Origin of the sequence: Stenotrophomonas sp. TWI273, assembly GCF_039674765.1 — a bacterium.
Lineage (GTDB): Bacteria > Pseudomonadota > Gammaproteobacteria > Xanthomonadales > Xanthomonadaceae > Stenotrophomonas.
In genome coordinates this window covers 202,919-226,357 of the sequence record NZ_JBDJOA010000003.1, presented here as the reverse complement: position 1 = coordinate 226,357, position 23,439 = coordinate 202,919, and the positions used below count along the sequence as shown (strand labels likewise).

Annotated in this window: 23 protein-coding genes and 1 tRNA gene; 21 read left to right on the top strand and 3 right to left on the bottom strand. The window is 65.3% G+C overall.

Translation table 11 applies throughout. The annotated features are described in order from the left end of the window. Positions 1 to 34: 34 nt before the first annotated feature. Entirely contained in the window at positions 35 to 925 is an 891-nt protein-coding gene (locus ABE571_RS05620) for a LysR family transcriptional regulator (RefSeq protein WP_313208953.1), read from the bottom strand. Between the two features lie 95 nt (positions 926 to 1,020). Here ABE571_RS05620 and trpB point away from each other — a divergent pair, with 95 nt between their 5' ends. The 5 genes from trpB (at position 1,021) to glmM (ending at position 6,131) form a co-directional block, all read left to right on the top strand. Beyond that, positions 1,021 to 2,247 (top strand): tryptophan synthase subunit beta, encoded by a 1,227-nt coding sequence (gene trpB, locus ABE571_RS05615; protein WP_346493356.1) that lies wholly within the window; start codon positions 1,021 to 1,023, stop codon positions 2,245 to 2,247. Next, positions 2,244 to 2,942 (top strand): hypothetical protein, encoded by a 699-nt coding sequence (locus tag ABE571_RS05610; RefSeq protein WP_313208955.1) that lies wholly within the window; start codon positions 2,244 to 2,246, stop codon positions 2,940 to 2,942. Before trpB ends, ABE571_RS05610 begins: the two co-directional genes overlap by 4 nt. Positions 2,943 to 2,949: 7 nt before the next feature. Beyond that, on the top strand, positions 2,950 to 3,756 hold the full coding sequence (gene trpA / locus ABE571_RS05605) for a tryptophan synthase subunit alpha (protein WP_313209014.1): 807 nt from the start codon (positions 2,950 to 2,952) through the stop codon (positions 3,754 to 3,756). Between the two features lie 138 nt (positions 3,757 to 3,894). After that, positions 3,895 to 4,779 carry an acetyl-CoA carboxylase, carboxyltransferase subunit beta gene (accD, locus tag ABE571_RS05600; RefSeq protein ID WP_070470925.1) on the top strand — a complete coding sequence of 295 codons (885 nt, stop codon included), beginning with the start codon at positions 3,895 to 3,897 and terminating at the stop codon, positions 4,777 to 4,779. Then, positions 4,779 to 6,131, top strand: a complete 1,353-nt coding sequence (gene glmM, locus ABE571_RS05595; RefSeq protein ID WP_346493355.1) for a phosphoglucosamine mutase — start codon at positions 4,779 to 4,781, stop codon at positions 6,129 to 6,131. Before accD ends, glmM begins: the two co-directional genes overlap by 1 nt. A 72-nt stretch (positions 6,132 to 6,203) precedes the next feature. Here the strand turns inward: glmM and ABE571_RS05590 are convergent, their stop codons facing one another. Together ABE571_RS05590 and ABE571_RS05585 are read right to left on the bottom strand one after the other, a co-directional pair. Continuing rightward, positions 6,204 to 7,058, bottom strand: coding sequence for a polysaccharide deacetylase family protein (locus ABE571_RS05590; protein ID WP_346493354.1), 855 nt, complete (start codon positions 7,056 to 7,058; stop codon positions 6,204 to 6,206). After that, entirely contained in the window at positions 7,045 to 8,196 is a 1,152-nt protein-coding gene (locus ABE571_RS05585) for a glycosyltransferase family 4 protein (protein ID WP_346482772.1), read from the bottom strand. Before ABE571_RS05585 ends, ABE571_RS05590 begins: the two co-directional genes overlap by 14 nt. 397 nt (positions 8,197 to 8,593) lie before the next feature. Here ABE571_RS05585 and ABE571_RS05580 point away from each other — a divergent pair, with 397 nt between their 5' ends. The 16 genes from ABE571_RS05580 to nuoL all read left to right on the top strand — a co-directional run bounded on the left by ABE571_RS05580 (position 8,594) and on the right by nuoL (position 23,435). Beyond that, a complete protein-coding gene (locus ABE571_RS05580) occupies positions 8,594 to 9,529 on the top strand; it encodes a 2-oxoglutarate and iron-dependent oxygenase domain-containing protein (RefSeq protein WP_313208958.1) in 936 nt (311 codons plus the stop codon). A gap of 472 nt (positions 9,530 to 10,001) precedes the next feature. Continuing rightward, positions 10,002 to 10,757 (top strand): triose-phosphate isomerase, encoded by a 756-nt coding sequence (gene tpiA / locus ABE571_RS05575; RefSeq protein WP_346493353.1) that lies wholly within the window; start codon positions 10,002 to 10,004, stop codon positions 10,755 to 10,757. A gap of 55 nt (positions 10,758 to 10,812) precedes the next feature. Next, a complete protein-coding gene (gene secG / locus ABE571_RS05570; protein WP_346481772.1) occupies positions 10,813 to 11,253 on the top strand; it encodes a preprotein translocase subunit SecG in 441 nt (146 codons plus the stop codon). Between the two features lie 49 nt (positions 11,254 to 11,302). Further along, positions 11,303 to 11,387 (top strand) — tRNA-Leu (locus ABE571_RS05565). 112 nt (positions 11,388 to 11,499) lie between these two features. Beyond that, positions 11,500 to 11,856 carry an NADH-quinone oxidoreductase subunit A gene (locus tag ABE571_RS05560; RefSeq protein WP_026069699.1) on the top strand — a complete coding sequence of 119 codons (357 nt, stop codon included), beginning with the start codon at positions 11,500 to 11,502 and terminating at the stop codon, positions 11,854 to 11,856. Next, positions 11,847 to 12,401 (top strand): NADH-quinone oxidoreductase subunit B, encoded by a 555-nt coding sequence (locus tag ABE571_RS05555; protein ID WP_019182677.1) that lies wholly within the window; start codon positions 11,847 to 11,849, stop codon positions 12,399 to 12,401. Before ABE571_RS05560 ends, ABE571_RS05555 begins: the two co-directional genes overlap by 10 nt. A gap of 32 nt (positions 12,402 to 12,433) precedes the next feature. Next, entirely contained in the window at positions 12,434 to 13,186 is a 753-nt protein-coding gene (locus ABE571_RS05550; protein WP_313208960.1) for an NADH-quinone oxidoreductase subunit C, read from the top strand. Further along, positions 13,183 to 14,490 (top strand): NADH-quinone oxidoreductase subunit D, encoded by a 1,308-nt coding sequence (locus ABE571_RS05545; RefSeq protein WP_313208961.1) that lies wholly within the window; start codon positions 13,183 to 13,185, stop codon positions 14,488 to 14,490. The genes ABE571_RS05550 and ABE571_RS05545 overlap by 4 nt, the downstream gene beginning before the upstream one ends. A 94-nt stretch (positions 14,491 to 14,584) precedes the next feature. Further along, a complete protein-coding gene (gene nuoE / locus ABE571_RS05540) occupies positions 14,585 to 15,112 on the top strand; it encodes an NADH-quinone oxidoreductase subunit NuoE (RefSeq protein ID WP_121038421.1) in 528 nt (175 codons plus the stop codon). Positions 15,113 to 15,115: 3 nt separating this feature from the next. Then, positions 15,116 to 16,456 (top strand): NADH-quinone oxidoreductase subunit NuoF, encoded by a 1,341-nt coding sequence (gene nuoF / locus ABE571_RS05535; RefSeq protein ID WP_123730636.1) that lies wholly within the window; start codon positions 15,116 to 15,118, stop codon positions 16,454 to 16,456. Then, entirely contained in the window at positions 16,453 to 18,687 is a 2,235-nt protein-coding gene (gene nuoG / locus ABE571_RS05530) for an NADH-quinone oxidoreductase subunit NuoG (protein WP_346481765.1), read from the top strand. Before nuoF ends, nuoG begins: the two co-directional genes overlap by 4 nt. After that, positions 18,684 to 19,775, top strand: coding sequence for an NADH-quinone oxidoreductase subunit NuoH (gene nuoH / locus ABE571_RS05525; RefSeq protein WP_313208965.1), 1,092 nt, complete (start codon positions 18,684 to 18,686; stop codon positions 19,773 to 19,775). The genes nuoG and nuoH overlap by 4 nt, the downstream gene beginning before the upstream one ends. Positions 19,776 to 19,778: 3 nt before the next feature. Continuing rightward, on the top strand, positions 19,779 to 20,267 hold the full coding sequence (gene nuoI, locus ABE571_RS05520; protein WP_121038409.1) for an NADH-quinone oxidoreductase subunit NuoI: 489 nt from the start codon (positions 19,779 to 19,781) through the stop codon (positions 20,265 to 20,267). Positions 20,268 to 20,276: 9 nt separating this feature from the next. Further along, entirely contained in the window at positions 20,277 to 20,933 is a 657-nt protein-coding gene (locus tag ABE571_RS05515) for an NADH-quinone oxidoreductase subunit J (RefSeq protein ID WP_121041162.1), read from the top strand. Further along, positions 20,930 to 21,235, top strand: a complete 306-nt coding sequence (nuoK, locus tag ABE571_RS05510) for an NADH-quinone oxidoreductase subunit NuoK (protein WP_019182685.1) — start codon at positions 20,930 to 20,932, stop codon at positions 21,233 to 21,235. The genes ABE571_RS05515 and nuoK overlap by 4 nt, the downstream gene beginning before the upstream one ends. A 7-nt stretch (positions 21,236 to 21,242) precedes the next feature. After that, positions 21,243 to 23,435, top strand: a complete 2,193-nt coding sequence (gene nuoL / locus ABE571_RS05505; protein ID WP_346493352.1) for an NADH-quinone oxidoreductase subunit L — start codon at positions 21,243 to 21,245, stop codon at positions 23,433 to 23,435. Positions 23,436 to 23,439 lie beyond the last annotated feature (4 nt).

The following is a 23,439-nucleotide window of genomic DNA, read 5'->3' as shown; positions in this document are numbered from 1 at the left end:
CACGTGTAGGCCACGACCGTTGGTCGTGGCGGCGTCATCCCGCCAGCTGCTCCTGCAGCCACCCGGCCAGCGCATCCACCCGTGGGTCCGCCGCGCCCTCCGGCGTGGCCAGTACCCAGAACCCCCCGGTCGCGCCGAATCCCCAGGGTGCCAGCAGCCGGCCGGCGGCCAGCTCATCGGCCACGAGCGGCTCCGGCGCGATCGCCACGCCCAGTCCGGCAACCGCCGCCTCCAGCAGGTAATACAGATGCTCGAAGCCGCTGCCCAGCTGCAGCTGTGCCGGCGCCAGCCCATGCGACAGGGCCCAGGCCGGCCACGCCTGCGGGCGTGAGGTCGTATGCAACAGCGATTCGCCCAACAAGGAGGAGGGCGGCTGATGTGCCAGCCGCGCCGCGGCCGGGTGCTGCGGGCTGACCACCACGCCCACCCGCTCCGGCGCCAGTTCCCGCACCCGCCAGCCGCGCGGCCACGGCGGCTGGGCGAGCAGCAGGACCGCATCCAGGCCCTGCTGTTCGGCGGTGAAGCTCCCGTCCTGCGCGGACCAATGCAGCGGCAGCTGGGGCAGGGCGCTCTGCAGCGCCTGCAGGCGGGGAATCATCCAGCGCGCCAGGATGCTGCCGCTGCAGCCGAGCACCAACGCTTCGGGCCGCTGTTGGCGCTTGAGGGCCACCACCGCCTCGCGGATCTGGTCGAAGGCGCCTTCGCAGGCGGCCTGCAGATCCTCGCCGGCGCGGGTCAGGCGCAGCCCACGCCCTTCGCGCTGGAACAGCACGACACCCAGGTGCTCCTCCAGCAGGCGCAGTTGGCGGCTGATCGCGCCATGGGTGACATGCAGTGCCTCCGCCGCACGGCCAACCCCGCCCAGCCGGGCGGCCGCTTCAAAGCTGCGCAGGGCATTGAGCGGGGGCAACGGTCCGTCGGTCATGTGAGTTTTCCTGACAGGTTGTGGCAGATATTATCGATATTCCTGTCATGACAGGTGCGTTAAATTGGCAGCCTGTCTCCACCGGCTGTCGCGCTATGTCTGCTTCCCCCATCTCCCCCATCGCCGATTTCCACGCCTACCCCGATGCCAACGGTCATTTCGGCCGCTACGGCGGGAGTTTCGTCGCCGAGACCCTGATCGGGCCGTTGCAGGAGCTGGCGGCCGCCTATGACCAAGCGCGTCGCGATCCGGCCTTCATCGCCGCCTACGACAAGGATCTGACCCACTATGTGGGCCGTCCCAGCCCGATCTATCACGCCGAGCGCCTCAGCCAGCAGGTCGGCGGCGCGCAGATCCTGCTCAAGCGCGAGGACCTGAACCACACCGGCGCGCACAAGATCAACAACACCATCGGCCAGGCGCTGCTCGCCGCGCGGATGGGCAAGACGCGCATCATCGCCGAGACCGGCGCCGGCCAGCACGGCGTGGCCAGTGCCACCGTGGCCGCCCGGCTGGGCCTGGAATGCGTGGTCTACATGGGCGCCACCGACATCGAACGGCAGAAGATCAACGTCTACCGCATGAAGCTGCTCGGGGCGACCGTCGTACCGGTGACCTCCGGCTCGGCCACGCTCAAGGACGCGCTCAACGAAGCGATGCGCGACTGGGTCACCAACGTGCGCGACACCTTCTATATCATCGGCACCGTGGCCGGCCCGGACCCGTACCCGCGCATGGTGCGTGACTTCAATGCCATCGTCGGCCGCGAAGCGCGCGCGCAGATGCTGACCGACTACGGCCGCCTGCCCGATGCGATCACCGCCTGCGTTGGCGGTGGCAGCAATGCGATCGGTCTGTTCCATGCCTTCCTCAATGATCGCGACGTGCGCATCGTCGGTGCCGAAGCCGCCGGCGACGGCATCGAGACCGGTCGCCATGCTGCCTCCATCGCGGCCGGCCGCCCGGGCGTGCTGCACGGCAACCGCACCTATGTGATCTGCGACGACGACGGCCAGATCACCGAGACCCATTCGGTCTCGGCCGGCCTGGATTATCCGGGCGTCGGCCCGGAGCACGCGTTCCTGGCCGATGCCGGCCGCGCCGAGTATGTCGGTATCACCGATGACGAAGCGCTGGCTGCATTCCACCAGTTGGCCCACAGCGAAGGCATCCTGGCCGCGCTGGAATCCAGTCATGCAGTGGCCCAGGCGATCAAGATCGCGCGCGAGCTGCCGCGCGACAAGCTGGTGCTGTGCAACCTGTCCGGCCGTGGCGACAAGGACGTACATACCATTGCTGCCCGCGAGGGTCTCGTTCTGTGAATCCGCTGCTGCGCCAGGGAAGTGCGCTGCTGATGGTGGTCGGCCTGACCGGCTGCGCGCCCCCGGATCCGCCGGTGTTGCCGGCCCCTGCCGCGCCTGTGGGCGCGGTGGCGCCGGCGCGGCAGCTGGCGAGCAATGATGATGACATTGCCAACCGCCCCATCGAGGACGCGCCGGAAGCGCCCAGGGCTGTCGATGCGCCTGTTGTGGATGACGCTGCGCCGTCGGTGGTCTCGGTCGCGCTGGATCATGCCGGCGATGTGCTCATCGGGCAGCGCTTCACCGAGCTCGCCGCCGATGGCCCGTGGCATTCGGCCGGCCTGAGCGAAGGCGAGCCCAACGGCGCCTGCGAGTACTACGAACGTGGCAACCTGCCCGAAGGCGTCTCGATGATGGTCGAGGATGACCACGTGCAGCGCTTCGAGCTGGCCCCGATCGAGGAGTCCTACGAGGCCATTACCCAGCCGGGGCCGTTCGGGCTGCGGCTGGGCATGACGTTGGATGACGCGCTCAAGCGCCTCCCTCCCGGCACTACCCGCGCACCGCATGCCTATGACCCGGAAACGGGCGAGTACCTGACCTGGCAGGACCCCGGTTCGGATCTGGCGATCCGGCTGGAGATCTTCGACGGGGTGATATCGAAGCTGTACTGGGGCGCCAGTGGCGCCGTTGAACTGATTGAAGGATGTGCCTGAGATGTCCGTGGACCGTATCGATGCCTGTTTTGCCCGCCTGCGCGATGAGCGCCGCAAGGCGCTGATCCCCTTCATCACCGCCGGTGATCCGGGCCTGGAGGCCACCGTGCCGGTGATGCATGCACTGGCCGCCGCCGGTGCGGACGTGATCGAGCTGGGGGTACCGTTCTCCGACCCGATGGCCGACGGCCCGACCATCCAGCGCAGCTCCGAGCGTGCGCTGGCCCGTGGGGCAGGGCTGCGCTATGTGCTGGAGACCGTCGCCGCGTTCCGCAGGGACGATGCCACTACGCCGGTGGTGCTGATGGGCTATCTCAACCCGATCGAGATCCACGGCACGGCCCGCTTCGCGCAGTCCGCCATCGCCGCGGGCGTGGACGGCATCCTGCTGGTCGATCTGCCGCCGGAAGAAGCGGCTGAAACCCGCGAGATCTTCACCGCGGCCGGCCTGGCACTGATCCTGCTGGCGTCGCCGACGACCGCAGATACCCGTCTGGATACGTTGTCCGCGATGGCCCAGGGCTACCTGTATTACGTGAGCTTCGCCGGCGTGACGGGTGCGTCCGAGCGCCTGGACAGCGGCGCCGCCAGTGCCCGCCTGCGCGACCTGCGCCGCCGCTCCAGCGTGCCGGTGGTGGCCGGCTTCGGGATCAAGGATGCGGCCAGTGCCGCCGCCATGGCCGTGGAGGCCGATGGCGTGGTGGTGGGCAGTGCGCTGGTGGCTGCGCTGGGTGAGGCGCCCGACGCCACGGCCGCGGCGGCAACCGCGCAGGCATTCCTCACGCCGCTGCGACGCGCCCTCGACGCTGCCTGAAGCACGTAAACGTACGTACCAGAATGGTTTGCGTCAGCCCCCCGGCAACCGCCGGGGGGTGCCCGAGCATGGAAACGGTGAGCTAGACTGTCCGCCTTTGCGGCCCCCGGGCCGCCCTGAACGGAAGTAGCATCCCGCATGAGTTGGCTCAGCAAGTTGATGCCGTCTGGCATCCGCACCGACAACGTCCCCAGCAAGAAGCGCAGCGTCCCCGAGGGCCTGTGGGAGAAGTGCAGCAGCTGCGGCAGCGCGCTCTACCGTCCTGAGCTGGAAGAGAACCTGGAAGTCTGCCCCAAGTGTGGCCACCACATGGCCATCCGCGCGCGTGCGCGCCTGGCCGCGCTGTTCGATGCGGACAGCACCACCGAGATCGGTGCGCGCCTGGGGCCGACGGACCTGCTCAAGTTCAAGGACCAGAAGAAGTACAGCGAGCGCATCAAGGCCTCGCAGAAGAACACCGGCGAGTACGACGCACTGATCGCCATGCAGGGCCTGATGAAGGGTCGCCCGCTGGTTGCCTCGGCCTTCGATTTCGCCTTCATGGGCGGCTCGATGGGCTCGGTGGTCGGTGAGCGTTTCTCGCTGGCCGCGGAAAAGGCGCTGGAGATCGGCGCCCCCTACGTGTGCTTCTCCGCCAGTGGCGGCGCGCGCATGCAGGAAGGCCTGTTCTCGCTGATGCAGATGGCCAAGACCTCGGCCGCGCTGGGTCGCCTGCGCGATGCCGGCCTGCCGTACATCTCGGTGCTGACCCATCCGACCACCGGTGGCGTGTCGGCTTCGTTCGCGATGCTGGGCGATATCAACATCGCCGAGCCGCAGGCACTGATCGGCTTCGCCGGCCCGCGCGTGATCGAGCAGACCGTGCGCGAAAAGCTGCCGGAAGGGTTCCAGCGCTCGGAGTTCCTGCTCGAGCACGGTGCGATCGATCAGATCTGCGACCGCCGCGAGATGCGCGACCGCCTGTCGGAGCTCCTGGCCATGCTGGCGCGTCAGCCCGCACCGGCACCGGATGCGGCGGCCTGATGGCGTCGCGCAAGTATTTCGGCACCGATGGCATCCGCGGCAAGGTCGGTGAGGGCGTCATCTCCGCCGATTTCGTACTGCGCCTGGGCAATGCGCTCGGGCGTGCGCTGACCGAGCGCAACGGGCACCGCCCGGTGGTGGTGATCGGCAAGGACACCCGTATCTCCGGCTACATGTTCGAAGCCGCACTGGAAGCCGGGCTGGTCGCCGCCGGCGCCGATGTGCAGCTGCTCGGCCCGATGCCGACGCCGGCGGTGGCCTTCCTCACCCGCACCCTCGGTGCGGATGCGGGCATCGTCATCAGCGCCTCGCACAATCCGCACTACGACAACGGCATCAAGTTCTTCTCCGCCGATGGCGAGAAGCTCGATGACGCCACCGAGCTGGCGCTGGAAGCCGCGCTCGATGCGCCGTTCACCACGGTGGAGTCCGAGCGGCTGGGCAAGGCCATGCGTGCGCGCGATGCGGTCGGTCGCTACATCGAATTCTGCAAGGCCAGCGTGCCGCGCGGGTTCGATCTGCGTGGGCTGAAGATCGTGCTCGACTGCGCGCACGGTGCTACGTATCACGTCGCCCCGCTGCTGTTCCGCGAGATGGGCGCGGAGGTGGTCAGCATCGGCGATGCGCCCAACGGTCTGAACATCAACGATGGCGTCGGCTCGATGCACATCGACAATCTCGCGGCGAAAGTACGCGAGGTCGGCGCCGATTTCGGTATCGCCTTCGATGGCGATGGCGACCGCGTGCTGATGGCCGACGACCAGGGCAACCCGGTCGATGGCGATGACCTGCTGTTCGTGCTGGCCCAGGCCTGGCAGCGCAGCGGTCGCCTGCATGGCCCGGTGGTCGGTACGCTGATGACCAACTTCGGCCTGGAGCAGGCACTGGAACGGCTGAACATCCCGTTCCAGCGCAGCAACGTCGGCGACCGCTACGTGCATCAGGCCCTGGTCGAAAACAACGGCGTGCTCGGCGGCGAAGCCTCCGGTCACCTGTTGTGCCTGGATCGCGCCACCACCGGTGATGCGATCGTCAGCGCGCTGCAGGTGCTGGAAGTGCTGCGCCGTGACCGGACCTCGCTGCGCCAGGTGCTGTCGGTGCTCAACAAGGTGCCGCAGAAGACCGTCAACGTGCGTCTGCAGGGCGCGGCCAAGGCCACCGTGCAGGCCGAGAGCGTGCAGGTCGCGCTGGCGGCTGCGCAGCAGGCAGTGAAGGGGCGCGGCCGTGCGTTCCTGCGCCCGTCGGGCACCGAGCCGGTGGTGCGCGTCACCGTCGAGGCAGACAGCGCCGAGCTGATGCAGTCCACGCTGGACAATCTCTCGGCAGCGGTGAAGGCGGCGGCCGCGGCCTGAGCCGTGCAGTGATGCCGGAAACTGAAAACGCCCCGGGAGACCGGGGCGTTTTCGTTGCAGCGCGGTGGCGCGTTACGGCCCCGCCACCATCTTCTTTTTCTTCGCCTTGAAGCGGTTGAACAGGGGGGCGATCAACGGGTGGTAACTGTAGGCGATGCGCTTGCGCAGCCAGCTCGCCGGCCGGTTGCGGATCGCGAACCGGTAGATGTGTCCCGGATCGCCGCCGACCACGTTGCGGCCGAACGGATGAGTGGTGTGCAGGTACTTGAAGCCCTGTGCCCGTGCGATCTGCACGTAGTCCTCGTCGAAATCGCCGTACGGCCAGCACAGCGTGTCCGAGACGGTGCCCAACTGCTGCTGCAGTACTTCGCGTGCCACCGAGAGGTCGCCGCTGATGCCCTGCCGCTTGTGCTCGCGGGAGATATCCTGCTTGAGCCAGCGCGTGTGCGTGTGGGTGTGGCAGTGCACCTCGAACGTGCCGGCGGCGATCATCGCGCGCGCTTCGCTCCAGCGCATCATCACCTCGTCCGGACGGTTCTCGCGCAGGATCGCTGCCTCGCAGCCGCGATGGTCCGGCGTTGCGGGCACGGTGGCGCCGGGCTGGCCGGCGTGCGGGCGGACATCGCCTTCGCCCATCCAGCCGGTGACCACGAACACCACGGCGTGCATCCCGTACTTGGCCAGGATCGGGTGCGCGTACACCCAGTTGTCCAGGTAGCCGTCATCGAAGGTGATCACGATCGATTTGGCGGGGGTCGGCTTGCCGGCGAGGAAGTCGGCGTACTGGTCCAGCGTCAGCGAGGTCCAGCCGTTGGCCGCCAGCCAGGCGATCTGGCTTTCGAAGTTCTCCGGCGACACCGTGATCATCCCCGGGGAGGGGGAGACATGGTGGTGCATCAGCACCGGGACGGATCTAGCGTTGGCCATGGCCCAGTTCCTTCAACCACTGGTGGTAATAGTGTTCGGTCGCTTCGGTGTGACCGGTCGGGGTGAAACGGTGGGCGCTGCGCATCCACTCCCAGCCCGCCAGGCCCATCTGCTGGCGGCGGTCGGGCTGCTCGATCAGGGTGCGCAGTGCGTTGGTCAACGCAGTCTGGTCGCCCAGTGGCGCGAGCAGGGCGTTACTGCCTTCCACCACCATCTCCGGCACACCGCCCACGCGCGTGGCGACGATCGGCACGCCGACGTACGCCGCTTCGAGAAACACCGTGCCGGCTGCCTCCTTGTGGGTGGCGAGGGCGAAGATATCGAAACCGGTCATCAGCCGGCAAGCGCCCTGGCGGTAGCCCAGCAAGTGCACCTGGGCGGCGATGCCGAGCTGCTCGCGCAGGGCGATCAGGCGGTCCATCACCGGCTGGCCGTCGCCGACGATCACCAGTTGCACCCGCGCATCGGCGCGGCACAGCGGTGCCATGGCCTGCAGCAGCTCCAGGTGGCCCTTGGGTTCGCGCAGCACCGCGACGCAGCCGACCACGATCTGTTCGTCGTTGAAGCCCAGCTCCGCGCGCACGTCCGCGCGGGTGTCCTGCAGGCACTGCCAGGGATCGCGCTTGGCGATCTGCGACCACTGCGGCGGTACCGCGATCGGCGGGACGATGCCGACGTGCGCGTCCTCGATGCCGCGGCTGACCATCAGCTTCTTCACGAAACTGCTCACCGTCATCACCCGATGGGGCAGGCCGGTGTAGGTCAGCAGCGAGTTGATCGGGCTCATCAGGTGGCGCGAGCGCACCACCAGGGGCGTGCCGCCCAGGCGTGCACCGGCAGCGGCGATCAGACTGTCGCGGCGGCTGGTGGTGTTGACCACGTCGTAGCCTTGGCGGCGCACCAGGCGCGAGACTGACCAGATCCCCCGCAGCATGCGCAGCAGACCGCCCATTTTCAGCGCGTGGACGGTGAAGCCGGCTTCGCGCGCCATCTCGCCCAGGCGGGCGCCGGGCTGGCAGAGCAGGGAGACGTCATGGCCGCGCTCGCGCATGGCCAGCATGTGGCGATAGATGTAGATCTCCTGCCCGCCAAATCCCTTGGCAGCCTCGGTATGGAGAATTTTCAGTGGCACGTTCATCGGTGGACAGTCCATGTGTGGAAAAGCGCCCGCGGCCTGCGCGGGCGGCCATCGTCATTGCCTGCGGGATCGCACCAGCGCATCCCATGCGCTGTGCGGTGCCGTGGGTGGAAGGTCATGCGGGTCCATCGGCCACAGGCTGGGCCCTGCCGGCGCGAGCCAGCGCAACGCCATTGGCGATGAGGAAGAGGGCAGGGCATCCATGAGGCGGACCGGGCGACGCTGGGAGTAAAGGGGGCGGCGCGTGAGCGTCGCCGTTGGCCCGTTCTGGCCGTCTGGGCGCGCGCATTGTATCGGTTTGTATCAATGTATCGGTGGCGGGGTTGGCCCGATCTGGCACAATGTTCAGCCGGGCCACAGCTGGCCCACCGACCACCATGAACAAGCAGGAATCGCTGTGAGCCAGATCCCCACCCTCGACATCACCCGTTTTGACACCGACCGCGACGCGTTCGTGGCCGAGCTGGGTGCGGCCTACCGCGAATGGGGCTTTGCTGGCATCCGCAACCACGGCATTCCGCAGGCCGATATCGACGCGGCGTATGAGGTCTTCAAGGCCTTCTTTGCGCTGCCGGAAGAGACCAAGCGCCAGTACCACGTGCCCGGCAGCGGCGGCGCGCGCGGCTACACCGCCTTCGGCGTGGAGACCGCCAAGGGCTCGCAGCACTTTGATCTGAAAGAGTTCTGGCACATCGGTCGGGAGATCCCGGACGACTCCCCGTACCGTGACGTGATGGCCCCGAACCTGTGGCCGAGCGAGGTCCCGGGCTTCCGCGAGCGTGGCTACGGCATCTACCAGGCCCTGGACAAGCTGGGTTCGCGCGTCCTGTCGGCCCTGGCGCTGCACATTGGCTTGCCGGAGGATTTCTTCGCGGACAAGACCAACAACGGCAACTCGATCCTGCGTCCGATCCATTACCCGCCGATCACCGCCGAGAACATCCCGAACGTGCGCGCCGGTGCCCATGGCGACATCAACTTCATCACGCTGCTGGTCGGCGCCAGCGCGGCCGGCCTGGAAGTCCAGTCGCACGAAGGCAAGTGGGTGCCGTTCACCTCGGACGCGGACACCATCGTGGTCAACATCGGCGACATGCTGCAGCGCCTGACCAACCATGTGTATCCCTCGACGATCCACCGCGTGGTCAATCCCCCGGGCGAGCAGGCGCGCCAGCCGCGTTATTCGGTGCCGTTCTTCCTGCACCCGAACCCGGATTTCCTTATCGACGTGCTGCCGACCTGCATCACCCCGGAAAACCCGAGCCGCTACCCGGAGCCGATCACCGCCCACGGCTTCCTGGAAGAGCGCCTGCGCGAGATCAAGCTGAAGTAAGCGATCCCGCTGGGACAAGAACGAAGGCCGCCGAAAGGCGGCCTTCTTCATTCGGTGTATTGCCTGCCTCTGGCTGGCTCCAAACATTGCTGCCCTGGTTGCATTCGGCTATTTGCTGCCCCGTGTTGGGCGAGCGCTGCCATGCCCAGCCGGGACGCGCCGTAAACCCGTCCATGGGGGCTCGACGTGCGCCATCCATGGCGCACGACGGTCCCGGCTGGGCATGGCAGCGCTCGCCCCGACAGATTGCCTCGCCGGAGAGCAAGGCAGATTCAACGCCGACCCACCGCGTCTTAGCCGTCCCACCCACGCCCGCCCAGTCCGGGCACGTCCACCGGCCCCGTCGCCCTTGCTTTTGACTTGGGGCCGCAACAAAAAATAAATATCCAATTGAAATGTAAGCGTTTTCCCGCCAACGCCATTTCGTTGCATCCGTTATCATGGCCGGCTGATACCCAAAGGAGCCCCCGCCATGCGCCGCAAGATCGTCGCCGGTAACTGGAAGCTGCACGGCAGCCGCCAATTCGCCACCGACCTGGTCAGTGACCTGGTTGCCGACCTCCCACTGCAGGGCGTCGAAGTCGTGGTCCTGCCGCCGCTCCCGTACCTGGGCGAACTGGTCGAGGCCTTCGAAGGGCGCGCCGTCGCCTTTGGCTCCCAGGATGTCAGCAGCAACGAAAAGGGCGCCTACACCGGCGAAGTCTCGGCCACCATGCTGGCTGAAGTCGGCGCACGTTACGGCCTGGTCGGTCACTCCGAACGCCGCCAGTACCACGCCGAAAGCAGTGAGCTGGTCGCCCGCAAGTTCGCCGCCGCCCTGCATGCCGGCCTGACCCCCATCCTGTGCGTGGGCGAAACCCTCGAGCAGCGTGAGGCCCATCAGACCGAGGCGGTCATCGCCGCCCAGCTCGCCCCGGTGCTGGAGCTGGTCGGCGCCGCCGGCTTCGCCCAGGCCGTGGTCGCCTATGAGCCGGTCTGGGCCATCGGTACCGGCCGGACTGCCTCCAAGGAACAGGCCCAGCAGGTCCACGCGTTCATCCGTGGCGAAGTGGCCAAGCTCGATGTTAGAATTGCGGATTCACTGTCGATCCTCTATGGCGGCAGCGTGAAGCCCGACAACGCCGCGGAACTGTTCGCACAGCCCGATGTCGATGGTGGGCTGGTGGGCGGCGCCTCCCTGGTGGCCGCGGACTTCCTTGCCATCGCTGCCGCGGCGGCGGGGCGCTAATTAGTTACGTTGTCGGCTCAACCGCCGGCACGACATGTCCGAGGACGGATTCGAAATGCTGATGTTGATCCTCAATGTGGTCTACGTGCTGGTCGCAGTGGCCATGATCGCGCTCATCCTGATGCAGCGTGGTTCCGGCGCGGCCGCAGGGTCGGGTTTCGGTGCCGGCGCCTCGGGCACTGTGTTCGGCGCGCGTGGCGCGTCCAACTTCCTGTCCAAGTCGACCAAGTGGCTGGCCGTGGTGTTCTTCGGCATCAGCCTCTTCATGGCCTGGTATGCCAGCCATGGCTCGCGCCCGGCGGCGCAGCAGGATCTGGGTCTGATGTCGGCGCCAGCCGCAACTGCGCCGGCCGCCCCGGCAGGCGAGCTTCCGGCCGTGCCGAAGGCCCCGGAAACCCCGTCGCAGCAGCCTGTTCCGTCGGCCACTGTGCCGGCTCAGGCGGAAACGCCGAAATCTGGTGAAGAAAAGCCTTCGGAAGGCACCCAGACTCGCTGAAGACGGTTACAATATGCGGCGCACTGGAGAACAACCGGTGCGATCGTAAGCCCAGGTGGCGGAATTGGTAGACGCACTACCTTGAGGTGGTAGCGACGAGAGTCGTAGGGGTTCGAGTCCCCTCTTGGGCACCATTTGTTTGTAAGCGGGTTCGTCTGGCGCGCAAAGCGCCAGGTAGCGGTATCCGTCCACTCCCCCATGCCAAAGCGCCTGCAGGCGCAGCGGCAGAGGCAAGAGAGAATCGCTGTGCTGGCCGAATATTTGCCGTCTCTGCTGTTTCTGATCGTTGCCACCGGTATCGGCGTTGCGCTGATGCTGGTTGGCCGATTCCTCGGTCCCCGACGTCCTGATCTTAAAAAGCTCTCGCCGTACGAATGCGGCTTCGAGGCTTTCGAGGACGCGCGCATGAAGTTCGATGTGCGCTACTACCTGATCGCGATTCAGTTCATCGTATTTGATCTGGAAATCATCTTCATCGTGCCGTGGACCCAGGTCTTCATGGAACTGGGCGCACGTTCGCTGGTCACGATGGGCCTCTTCGTAGGCATGCTTTTCCTCGGTTTCATTTACGTCTGGAAGAAGGGAGCGCTGGAATGGGAGTAATTCAGACGCTCGACGGCCTGATGAACAACCCGGTCCCGGAAGGGCGGGTCGATGACATCCTGCGCCCCGAAGGCGACAACCCCCTGCTCGAAAAGGGTTACGTGACCACCAGCGTCGATGCGCTGTTGAATTGGGCGCGTACCGGTTCGATGTGGCCGATGACCTTTGGTCTGGCCTGCTGCGCAGTGGAAATGATGCACGCCGGTGCGGCGCGTCTGGATCTTGACCGTTACGGCGTGGTGTTCCGCCCGTCGCCGCGTCAGTCCGACGTGATGATCGTGGCCGGCACCCTGGTCAACAAGATGGCTCCGGCCCTGCGCAAGGTCTATGACCAGATGCCGGACCCGAAGTGGGTCATCTCGATGGGCAGCTGCGCCAACGGTGGCGGCTATTACCACTACTCCTATGCAGTAGTGCGTGGCTGTGACCGCGTGGTGCCGGTGGACATCTATGTCCCCGGCTGCCCACCTACCGCCGAAGCGCTGGTGTACGGGATCCTGCAGTTGCAGAAGAAGATCTGGCGTACGCAGACCATCGCCCGCTGACATCCCTCCTGACAAGAGCACGCCAAGCCCCCATGGCAGAGCAAGCACATTCCTTCATCGACCGACTTTCCGCACGTTTCGCAGGTGCGCAGGTCTTCGTGGTCGAACCCCGCGGCGAAGTGACGCTGGAAGTGCCCGCCGCTGACTGGCATGCCACCGCTCTGGCGCTGCGCGACGAATTCGGTTTCGAGCAGGCGGTTGACCTGTGCGGCCTGGACTACCTCGGCTATGGCAGCGACGAATGGGATACGGCCGATGTGTCGTCCCAGGGCTTCAGCCGTGGCGTAGAGGGCAAGTCCGTCGGTCGTTTCGCCTGGGGTGAATTCCCCACCCGCGAAACCAGCGATGGCGCCCAGCCGCAGCCGATCCCGCTGCAGCGTTTCGCCGTGGTTACCCAGCTGCGTTCCTACCAGCACAACCTCACGATGCGCATCCGTTGCTTTGCGCCGAACGAGGAGCTGCCGGTGGTCGCCTCGCTGACCAATATCTGGCCGGGCCTGAACTGGTTCGAACGTGAAGCGTTCGATCTGTTCGGCGTGATCTTCGAAGGTCACCCGGACCTGCGCCGGATCCTGACCGACTACGGCTTCGTCGGCCATCCGTTCCGCAAGGATTTCCCGCTGATCGGCAACGTCGAAGTGCGCTACGACGAAGAAAAACAGCGCGTCATCTATGAACCGGTGACCTCGGTCGAACCGCGTGTCGGCGTGCCGCGCGTGATCCGTGACGACGCCCGTTTCCAGACCGCTGCCGGTGAATCCGCGCAGTCGGAGGCAAGCAAGTGAGTGAATTCACCCAGGCCAGCCAGGCCTTTGCGAGCAACCCGGCCGAACTGCGCCAGGAAATCCGCAACTACACGATGAACTTCGGTCCGCAGCATCCGGCCGCGCACGGTGTGCTGCGCCTGATCCTGGAAATGGACGGCGAAACCATCATGCGTGCCGACCCCCACGTGGGCCTGCTGCACCGTGGTACCGAAAAGCTGGCCGAGTCCAAGCCGTTCAACCAGTCGATCGGCTACATGGATCGCCTGGATTACGTGTCGATGATGTGCAACGAGCACGCCTACGTGCGCGCGATCGAGACCCTGATGGGGATCGAGGCGCCGGAGCGTGCGCAATACATCCGCACCATGTTCGACGAAATCACCCGCATCCTGAATCACCTGATGTGGCTGGGGTCCAACGCGCTCGATCTGGGCGCGATGGCGGTCATGCTGTACGCCTTCCGCGAACGCGAAGAGCTGATGGACTGCTATGAAGCGGTCTCCGGCGCGCGCATGCACGCGGCGTACTACCGTCCGGGCGGCGTCTACCGCGACCTGCCGGACCACATGCCCAAGTACAAGGAATCGCGCTGGCACAAGGGCAAGGCCCTGAAGAACCTCAACGCCTCGCGCGAAGGTTCGCTGCTGGATTTCCTGGAGAACTTCACCGTTGAGTTCCCCAAGCGCGTGGACGAATACGAAACCCTGCTGACCGACAACCGTATCTGGAAGCAGCGTACGGTCGGCATCGGCGTGGTCACCCCGGAACTGGCGCATGCCTGGGGCATGACCGGCGTGATGCTGCGCGGCTCGGGCATCGCCTGGGATCTGCGCAAGAAGCAGCCGTATGCCAAGTACGACGCGGTCGAGTTCGACATCCCGCTCGGCAAGGAAGGTGACTGCTACGACCGTTACCTGTGCCGCGTGGCCGAGATGCGCGAATCCAACCGCATCATCAAGCAGTGCGTGACCTGGCTGAAGGCCAACCCGGGTCCGGTCATGGTCAAGAACTTCAAGGTCGCGCCGCCCAGCCGCGAAGACATGAAGGACGACATGGAAGCGCTGATCCATCACTTCAAGCTGTTCAGTGAAGGCTACTGCGTCCCGGCCGGCGAAACCTACGCCGCCGTCGAAGCGCCCAAGGGCGAGTTCGGCTGCTACCTGATGTCCGATGGTGCCAACAAGCCGTTCCGCGTGCATCTGCGCGCGCCGGGCTTCGCCCATCTGTCCTCGATCGACTCGATCGTGCGCGGGCACATGCTCGCCGACGTGGTGGCCATGATCGGCACCTACGATCTGGTGTTCGGCGAGGTGGACCGGTGATCGCATCCGCTTGCACGACGCCTGACACCCGCCGGCTGCTGCCGGCGCTGCAGGTTCTGGTTTTTAACGATTTCGTATTCGCTGAGGTCGGCCGATGAAGGCGACAGGTAATTTCGAGGCGGCGCGTGACGTCGACCCGATGGTGGTCTTGAATGACAAGACCCGTGCGCACATCGATCACTGGCTGGCCAAGTTCCCGCCGGATCGCAAGCGCTCGGCTGTCCTGCAGGGCCTGCACGCCGCACAGGAACAGAATGCAGGCTGGCTGACCGACGAGCTGATCGCCGGCGTCGCCAAGTACCTGGATCTGCCGCCGGTGTGGGCCTACGAGGTCGCCAGCTTCTACTCGATGTTCGAACTGGAGAAGGTCGGCCGCCACAACGTCGCCTTCTGCACGAACATCAGCTGCTGGTTGAACGGTGCCGAAGACCTGGTCGCGCACGCCGAGAAGAAGCTCGGCTGCAAGACCGGACAGTCCACCGCCGACGGCCGCATCTACCTCAAGCGCGAAGAAGAATGCCTGGCCGGTTGCGCCGGTGCGCCGATGATGGTCATCAATGGCCATTACCACGAGCGCCTGACCGTCGAGAAAGTCGACGAGCTGCTGGACGGGTTGGAGTAAGACATGGCACATCATCACGCACCCAGTGGTCCGGTCGGTCCCGCACCGTTGCCGCACCAGGTGGTCTACACCACCCTGCATTACGACACTCCGTGGTCGTATGAAAGCTACCTCAAGACCGGTGGCTACGCTGCCCTGCGCAAGATCCTCGAAGAGAAGATCTCGCCGGAGCAGGTCATCGAGATGGTCAAGCAGTCCAACCTGCGCGGCCGTGGCGGCGCGGGTTTCCCGACCGGCCTGAAGTGGTCCTTCATGCCCAAGGGCACCATGCAGAAGTACATCCTGTGCAACTCGGATGAATCCGAGCCGGGGACCTGCAAGGACCGCGACATCCTGCGTTACAACCCGCATTCGGTCGTGGAAGGCATGGCGATCGCCTGCTACGCCACCGGCTCGACCGTGGGCTACAACTACCTGCGTGGCGAGTTCCACCACGAGCCGTTCGAGAACTTCGAACAGGCCCTGGCCGACGCATACGCGAACGGCTGGCTGGGCAAGGACATCCTCGGCAGCGGCGTGGACATCGACATCTACGGTGCGCTGGGTGCCGGCGCCTACATCTGCGGCGAAGAAACCGCGCTGATGGAATCGCTGGAAGGCAAGAAGGGCCAGCCGCGCTACAAGCCGCCGTTCCCGGCCAACTTCGGCCTGTACGGCAAGCCGTCGACGATCAACAACACCGAGACGTATGCCTCGGTGCCGGCGATCATCCGCAACGGCCCGGAATGGTTCGCAGGCCTGAGCCTGACCAAGAACGGCGGTCCGAAGATCTTCTCGGTCTCCGGTTGCGTGCAGAAGGGCGGCAACTTCGAAGTGCCGCTGGGCACCACCTTTGACGACCTGCTGGAAATGGCCGGTGGTCTGAAGCCGGGCCGCACGCTCAAGGGCGCGGTCCCGGGCGGCGTCTCGATGCCGGTGCTGAAGGCCGAAGAGCTCAAGGGCCTGCAGATGGACTACGACACCCTGCGTGCCCTGGGCACCGGTCTGGGGTCGGGCGCCATCGTGGTGCTGGATGACAGCGTCTGCTGCGTCAAGTTCGCCTGCCGCATCAGCCAGTTCTTCCACAAGGAATCCTGTGGGCAGTGCACCCCGTGCCGTGAAGGCACCGGCTGGATGCACCGTGTGCTGGAGCGCATCGTCGCCGGCAAGGCCACGATGGAAGACCTGCATCAGTTGAAGACGGTGGCCGGCCAGATTGAAGGCCACACCATCTGCGCGTTCGGTGAAGCGGCGGCATGGCCCATCCAGGGCTTCCTGCGCCAGTTCTGGGACGAATTCGAGTACTACATCGTCAACGGTCATTCGATGGTTGACGGCAAGAAGGTGGAGGCAGCCGCCGCATGAGCGCGCAACCCGTAAACCCGAGCGTGCCACCGGATCATGTGACCGTCGAAATCGACGGCCAGTCCCTGGTCGTGCCCAAGGGCTCGATGATCATCCAGGCCGCCGACAAGGCGGGCATTCCGATCCCGCGCTTCTGCTACCACGAGAAGCTGCCGATCGCCGCCAACTGCCGCATGTGCCTGGTCGACGTGGAAAAGTCGCCCAAGCCGGCACCGGCCTGCGCCACGCCCGTCATGGATGGCATGAAGGTCGCCACCCGCAGTGAAAAGGCGCTGAAGTTCCAGCGCTCGGTGATGGAATTCCTGCTGATCAACCATCCGCTGGACTGCCCGATCTGCGATCAGGGCGGCGAGTGCGAGTTGCAGGACGTGTCGCTGGGCTATGGCCGTTCGGTCAGCCGCTTCAACGAGCGCAAGCGCGTGGTGCCCGACGAGGACATCGGTCCGCTGGTCGCCACCGAAATGACCCGCTGCATCCAGTGCACCCGCTGCGTCCGCTTCACCGCCGACGTTGCCGGTACCTACGAGCTGGGTGGCATGTACCGCGGTGAGAACCTGCAGATCGGCACCTACGACGGCAAGCCGTTGACCACCGAGCTGTCCGGCAACGTCGTCGACGTCTGCCCGGTCGGCGCGCTGACCAACAAGGTGTTCCAGTTCCGCGCCCGTCCGTGGGAACTGACCGCGCGCGAGTCGCTGGGTTACCACGACGCGATGGGCTCGAACCTGTTCCTGCACGTGCGCCGCGGCGAAGTGCTGCGCGCCGTGCCGCGCGACAACGAGTCGGTCAACGAATGCTGGCTGTCCGATCGCGACCGCTATTCGCACCAGGGCTTGTACAGCGATGACCGTGCGGTCAAGCCGCTGCGCAAGCTCAATGGCGAGTGGAAGGAAGTGAGCTGGGCTGAAGGCCTGGCCGCTGCCAAGGAAATCTTCGCCGCCCATCAGGGCGATGACCTCGGCGTGCTGGTGCACCCGTCGGCCTCGAACGAGGAGGGCGCACTGCTGGCCCGTCTCGCTGCCGGTCTGGGCACCACCAACATCGACCACCGCATCAACAACCGCGACTTCTCCGACGCCGCCACCGCCGAAGTGTTCGGCCTGCCGCTGGCCGAGATCGAAGGCGCGGACAGCATCGTCGTGCTGGGCAGCAACATCCGCCACGAGCTGCCGCTGCTGCATGCCCGCCTGCGCAAGGCGCAGACCACGCGCAATGCGAAGATCCACGCCGTCAATCCGGTGGACTTCGATTTCGCGTTCAAGCTGGCCAGCAAGCAGATCGTCGCCCCGTCAGCCTTCATCGACGCACTGGGCAACGCCGAGCTGCGTGACGCCGTCAAGGGCGCAAGCAACGCCGTGCTAATCGTCGGTGGGATCGCCGAAAACCACCCGCAGGCTGCCGCGATCCGCGCCGCTGCGCGTGATTTCGCCGCTGCCACCGGTGCCAAGCTGTGCCGTATCCCGCAGGGCGCCAATGCCGTGGGTCTGACCCGCGCCGGCGTGCTGCCGGCCGGCAAGGACGTCAACGCCATGCTGGCCCAGCCGCGCAAGGCCTATGCCATCTACGGCATCGAGCCGGGCCTGGACTTCGCCGACGCCGCCGCTGCCCGCAAGGCACTGGCCGGTGCCCAGGTGGTGGCTTTCAGCCAGTTCGCCTGTGCCTCCACCCGCGACGTCGCCGACGTGATCCTGCCGATCGGCGCGCTGCCGGAAGTGGATGCCACCCTGACCAACCTTGATGGTCGCGAGCAGTCGGCCCGTGCCGGCGGCAAGCTGCCGGGTGAGGCGCGTGAAGGCTGGCGTGTGTTGCGTGCACTGGGCGGCGAACTGTCGCTGGCCGGTTTCGAGTTCACCGATCTGGCCGGCCTGCGCGCCAGCCTGGCACCGGTCAGCGTCACCGTCTCGTCCTCGGCGGCAACGCCGGTGGCAGGTGAGGGCCTGGAAGTGACCTCGACCGCCGCGATCTACCGAACCGATGCGGTGGTCCGTCGCGCCCAGGCACTGCAGTCGCATCCGCTCAACACCGCGCCGCGCATCGTGCTCAACACCGCCGATGCCGCCCGCCTGCAGTTGGCCGAAGGGCAGATGGCCAAGGTCGGCACCGATGCCGGTCGCGCCACCCTGCCGGTGGTGGTCGACGCCCGCGTCGCCGCGGGGTCGGTCTGGATTGAATCGGGCCACGGTGCAACCGCACCGCTGGGTGCCGCACGCGTAACGGTGGTGGCTGCATGAACGAATTGCTGTTGAACGCGGTCGACCCGCTGCACCAGTGGCTGCTGTCACTGGGCGACATCGGCGCGCTGCTCTGGATCATCCTGAAGATCCTGGTGATCGCCATGCCGGTGATCATCTCGGTGGCCTTCTACGTGGTCTGGGAGCGCAAGCTGATCGGCTGGATGCACGTGCGTCATGGCCCGATGTATGTCGGCATGGGCATCTTCCAGGCCTTCGCCGACGTCTTCAAACTGCTGTTCAAGGAAATCATCCAGCCGAGCAGCTCGCACAAGGCGATGTTCATCCTTGCGCCGCTGATCACGCTGGGCCCGGCCTTCGCGGCCTGGTCGGTGATTCCCTTCGACGCCAAGATCGTGCTGTCCAACGCCAACGCCGGCCTGCTGTATCTGCTGGCGATGACCTCGCTGGGCGTGTACGGCATCATCCTGGCAGGTTGGGCCTCCAACTCGAAGTACGCGTTCCTGGGTGCCATGCGCGCCTCGGCGCAGATGATCAGCTACGAAATCGCGATGGGCTTTGCCCTGGTCGGCGTGATGATCGCCTCGGGCAGCCTCAACCTGAGCAACATCGTGATGGCGCAGGCGGGCAACTCCGGTCTGTTCGACTGGTTCCTGCTGCCGCTGTTCCCGTTGTTCATCGTGTACTGGGTGTCCGGCGTCGCCGAAACCAACCGCGCGCCGTTCGACGTGGTGGAAGGTGAATCGGAAATCGTGGCCGGCCACATGGTCGAATACTCCGGTGGTGCCTTCGCGCTGTTCTTCCTGGCCGAATACGCCAACATGATCCTGATCAGCTTCCTGATCTCGATCTTCTTCCTCGGTGGTTGGCTGAGCCCGCTCCAGGGTTGGATCACGGCAGACATCTCGCCGTGGATCGACTGGATCTGGAAGGGCGGCTGGCCGTGGCTGCTGCTGAAGGTCTTCTTCTTCGCCAGCTCCTACATCTGGTTCCGTGCCAGCTTCCCGCGCTTCCGCTACGACCAGATCATGCGTCTGGGCTGGAAGGTCTTCATCCCGCTCACCATCTTCTGGATTGCAGTGACGGCGTTGATGGTGTTTTACGGCGTGATCCAGAAGGGCGTCTAAGCGATGAACCGAATTACTCATTACTTCAAAAGCCTGCTGCTCCTTGAGCTGCTCGGTGGTCTGTGGCTGACCCTGAAGTACGCCTTCAAGCCGAAGTACACGATGATGTACCCGATGGAGAAGTTCCCGCAGTCGCCGCGTTTCCGCGGTCTGCATGCACTTCGCCGCTACCCCAACGGTGAGGAACGCTGCATCGCATGCAAATTGTGCGAAGCGGTGTGCCCGGCGCTGGCGATCACCATCGATTCGGCCAAGCGCGAGGACGGCACCCGCCGTACCACCCGTTACGACATCGATCTGTTCAAGTGCATCTTCTGCGGCTTCTGTGAAGAAAGCTGCCCGGTGGACTCGATCGTCGAGACCCACATTCTCGAGTACCACTTCGAGAACCGTGGCGAGAACATCGTTACCAAGCCGCAGCTGCTGGCCATCGGTGATCGGCTTGAAGCCGAGATCGCCGAGCGTCGCGCCGCCGATGCCGCTTTCCGCTGAGGTCGAATGATGGATTGGGTAAATATCAGTTTCTGGGTCTTCTCCATCGTGGCGGGCATTTCCGCTGCGGCGGTGATCAGCGTGCGCAATCCGGTCTACGCCGTGTTGTGCCTGATCCTGACCTTCTTCTCCGTGGCCTGCATCTGGATCCTGGTCGGGGCCGAGTTCCTCGGTGTCGCGCTGGTGCTGGTCTACGTCGGCGCGGTGATGGTGCTGTTCCTGTTCGTGGTGATGATGCTGGACATCGATCCCTCCAACCTGCGTGAGGGCTGGGTGCGTTACCTGCCGCTCGGCCTGGTGGTGGCGGTGACGATGCTGGTGCAGATGCTGGTGCTGATCGGCGTGAAGGGCAGGGCGGTCAATCCGTTCCCGGCCGACAACGCTGCCGCGCTGGCCGCCGACACCTCCAACATCACCTGGCTGGCCCGCAGCCTGTTCACCGAGTACCTGCTGCCGTTCGAGTTCGCCGCCGTCATCCTGACCGTGGCCGTGGTTGCCGCCGTGATGCTGACCCTGCGTCGCCGCACCGGCCTGAAGACACAGAACCCGTCCGAGCAGACCATGGTCAAGGGCAGCGATCGCCTGCGCATCGTCAAGATGGATGTGGAGAAGCCGGTCGTGCACACCAACATCAAGCCGTCCAGCAACGAGGAGGCGCAGCCATGATCACGCTTGGCCATATTCTGGCGCTGGGTGCGGTGCTGTTCTGCATCAGCCTTGCCGGCATCTTCCTCAACCGCAAGAACATCATCGTGCTGTTGATGTCCATCGAGTTGATGCTGCTGTCGGTCAACATCAATTTCGTCGGGTTCTCGCGTGAGATGGGTGATACGGCCGGACAGCTGTTCGTCTTCTTCATCCTGACCGTGGCCGCGGCCGAGGCCGCCATCGGCCTCGCGATCCTGGTAACCCTGTTCCGTACTCGCCGCACCATCAATGTCGGCGAAGTCGATTCGCTGAAGGGCTGATCCGTAGATGGAAATCACTCTCTCCAAGAGTCTGTTGATCGCAGTGGTGCTTGCACCGCTGTTCGGCAGCATCATCGCCGGCCTGTTCGGTCGTCAGGTCGGTCGCGCTGGCGCGCAGGCGGTCACCATCCTCGGCGTGGCGGTCAGCTGCGTGCTGTCCAGCTACGTGCTGTACATGCTGCTGTGGGGCGGCGCCCAGCCGTTCAACCAGAACCTCTATACGTTCTTCGAAGTGGGCCAGTACTCGGCGCACGTCGGCTTCATGGTCGACAAGCTCACCGCGATGATGATGGTCGTGGTGACCTTCGTGTCGTTCCTGGTGCACGTGTACACCATCGGCTACATGCAGGATGACCCGGGCTACCAGCGGTTCTTCAGCTACATCTCGCTGTTCACCTTCTCGATGCTCACCCTGGTGATGAGCAACAACTTCCTGCAGCTGTTCTTCGGCTGGGAAGCGGTGGGCCTCGTCTCGTACCTGCTGATCGGCTTCTGGTTCAAGCGCCCGACCGCCATCTTCGCCAACATGAAGGCCTTCCTGGTCAACCGTGTCGGTGACTTCGGCTTCATCCTCGGCATCGCCGGCGTGCTGTGGGTGTTCGGCACCCTCGATTACGCCACCGTGTTCGCCAATGCCCAGGTGCTGGGCCATCCGGACGCGCTGATCCAGATCTGGTCGGGCACGATCGACCTGTTCGGCACCTCCATCCCGGTGATGAGCGAGCCGGTGATCTGGTCGGTTGCCACGGTGATCTGCATCTGCCTGTTCATCGGTGCGATGGGCAAGTCGGCCCAGGTGCCGCTGCACGTCTGGCTGCCGGACTCGATGGAAGGCCCGACCCCGATCTCGGCCCTGATCCACGCCGCGACCATGGTCACCGCGGGCATCTTCATGGTCACCCGCATGTCGCCGCTGTTCGAGCTGTCGCAGACCGCGCTGAACTTCGTGCTGTTCATCGGCGCCACCACCGCGTTCTTCACCGGCCTGATCGGCATCGTGCAGAACGACATCAAGCGCGTCGTCGCGTACTCCACGCTGTCCCAGCTGGGTTACATGACCGTGGCGCTGGGTGTGTCGGCCTATTCGGCCGCCGTGTTCCACCTGATGACCCACGCCTTCTTCAAGGCGCTGCTCTTCCTCGGCGCGGGCTCGGTGATCATCGCGATGCACCACGAGCAGGACATGCGCAAGATGGGCGGCCTGCGCAAGTACATGCCGATCACCTTCGTCACCATGTGGATCGGTACGCTGGCCCTGGTCGGTACCCCGTTCTTCTCCGGCTTCTACTCCAAGGACACCATCATCGAGGCCGCGCAGCACCACGCGCATGTGTCCTCGAGCTGGGTGGCAACCTACGGGTACTGGGCGGTGCTGGGTGGCGTGGTCGTGACCAGCTTCTACAGCTTCCGTCTGCTGTTCCTGACCTTCCATGGCAAGGAACGCTTCCGCGATGCGCATGACGATCACGGCCATGGCCATGACGGTCACCACGCCGCTGACGCGCATGCAGCCGATGCCCACCATGGCGACGCGCATCATGACGATCATGGCCACGGCCATGGCGCGCATGAGCCGCACGAGACCCCGTGGGTGGTGACGCTGCCGCTGATCCTGCTGGCGATCCCCTCGATGGTCATCGGTTTCTTCAGCATCGGTCCGATGCTGTACGGCACCGACTGGGCCGGCCACCATGCCGACGCTGCCATCGCGGGCCAGGTGCATTCGTTCTTCACCGGTATCGTTGATTTCTACGACCCGGCGCGCAACACCATTGGTGCGCTGGCCGAAGAGTTCCACGGCCCGGTGGCCTTCGCCATTCACGGCATGATGGCCCCGGCCTTCATCCTGACGGTGGTCGGTTTCCTGCTGGCGGCGCTGTTCTACCTGTGGAAGCCGGAACTGGCCGGCAAGGCCCGCAAGACCTTCGCGCCGATCGTGTCGGTGCTGGAGAACAAGTACGGCTTCGACAAGCTCTGGATCGGCGGGTTCGCCGGCGGCGGTATCAAGCTCGGCAAGGTTTCGCGCGCGATCGACACGAATGTGGTCGATGGTGTGGTGGTCAACGGTTCGGCGCGCCTGATCGATCTGGCGGCCAACCTGCTGCGTCGCACCCAATCCGGTTTCCTCTATCACTACGCCTTCGCGATGATCATCGGCCTGATTGCCCTTCTGGGCGTCCTGATGCATTACCTGCGTTGATGAC

Bases quoted from the DNA above. Each gene is read 5' to 3' on its own strand.
- nuoF (WP_123730636.1), top strand. From the start codon at position 15,116: ATGGCACATCATCACGCACCCAGTGGTCCGGTCGGTCCCGCACCGTTG.
- trpB (WP_346493356.1), top strand. From the start codon at position 1,021: ATGTCTGCTTCCCCCATCTCCCCCATCGCCGATTTCCACGCCTACCCC.
- secG (WP_346481772.1), top strand. From the start codon at position 10,813: ATGCTGATGTTGATCCTCAATGTGGTCTACGTGCTGGTCGCAGTGGCC.
- nuoI (WP_121038409.1), top strand. From the start codon at position 19,779: ATGAACCGAATTACTCATTACTTCAAAAGCCTGCTGCTCCTTGAGCTG.
- nuoL (WP_346493352.1), top strand. From the start codon at position 21,243: ATGGAAATCACTCTCTCCAAGAGTCTGTTGATCGCAGTGGTGCTTGCA.
- ABE571_RS05550 (WP_313208960.1), top strand. From the start codon at position 12,434: ATGGCAGAGCAAGCACATTCCTTCATCGACCGACTTTCCGCACGTTTC.
- glmM (WP_346493355.1), top strand. From the start codon at position 4,779: ATGGCGTCGCGCAAGTATTTCGGCACCGATGGCATCCGCGGCAAGGTC.
- ABE571_RS05585 (WP_346482772.1), bottom strand. From the start codon at position 8,196: ATGAACGTGCCACTGAAAATTCTCCATACCGAGGCTGCCAAGGGATTT.
- nuoH (WP_313208965.1), top strand. From the start codon at position 18,684: ATGAACGAATTGCTGTTGAACGCGGTCGACCCGCTGCACCAGTGGCTG.
- nuoK (WP_019182685.1), top strand. From the start codon at position 20,930: ATGATCACGCTTGGCCATATTCTGGCGCTGGGTGCGGTGCTGTTCTGC.
- accD (WP_070470925.1), top strand. From the start codon at position 3,895: ATGAGTTGGCTCAGCAAGTTGATGCCGTCTGGCATCCGCACCGACAAC.
- ABE571_RS05555 (WP_019182677.1), top strand. From the start codon at position 11,847: ATGGGAGTAATTCAGACGCTCGACGGCCTGATGAACAACCCGGTCCCG.
- ABE571_RS05620 (WP_313208953.1), bottom strand. From the start codon at position 925: ATGACCGACGGACCGTTGCCCCCGCTCAATGCCCTGCGCAGCTTTGAA.
- nuoG (WP_346481765.1), top strand. From the start codon at position 16,453: ATGAGCGCGCAACCCGTAAACCCGAGCGTGCCACCGGATCATGTGACC.
- ABE571_RS05515 (WP_121041162.1), top strand. From the start codon at position 20,277: ATGGATTGGGTAAATATCAGTTTCTGGGTCTTCTCCATCGTGGCGGGC.
- nuoE (WP_121038421.1), top strand. From the start codon at position 14,585: ATGAAGGCGACAGGTAATTTCGAGGCGGCGCGTGACGTCGACCCGATG.
- ABE571_RS05590 (WP_346493354.1), bottom strand. From the start codon at position 7,058: ATGGCCAACGCTAGATCCGTCCCGGTGCTGATGCACCACCATGTCTCC.
- tpiA (WP_346493353.1), top strand. From the start codon at position 10,002: ATGCGCCGCAAGATCGTCGCCGGTAACTGGAAGCTGCACGGCAGCCGC.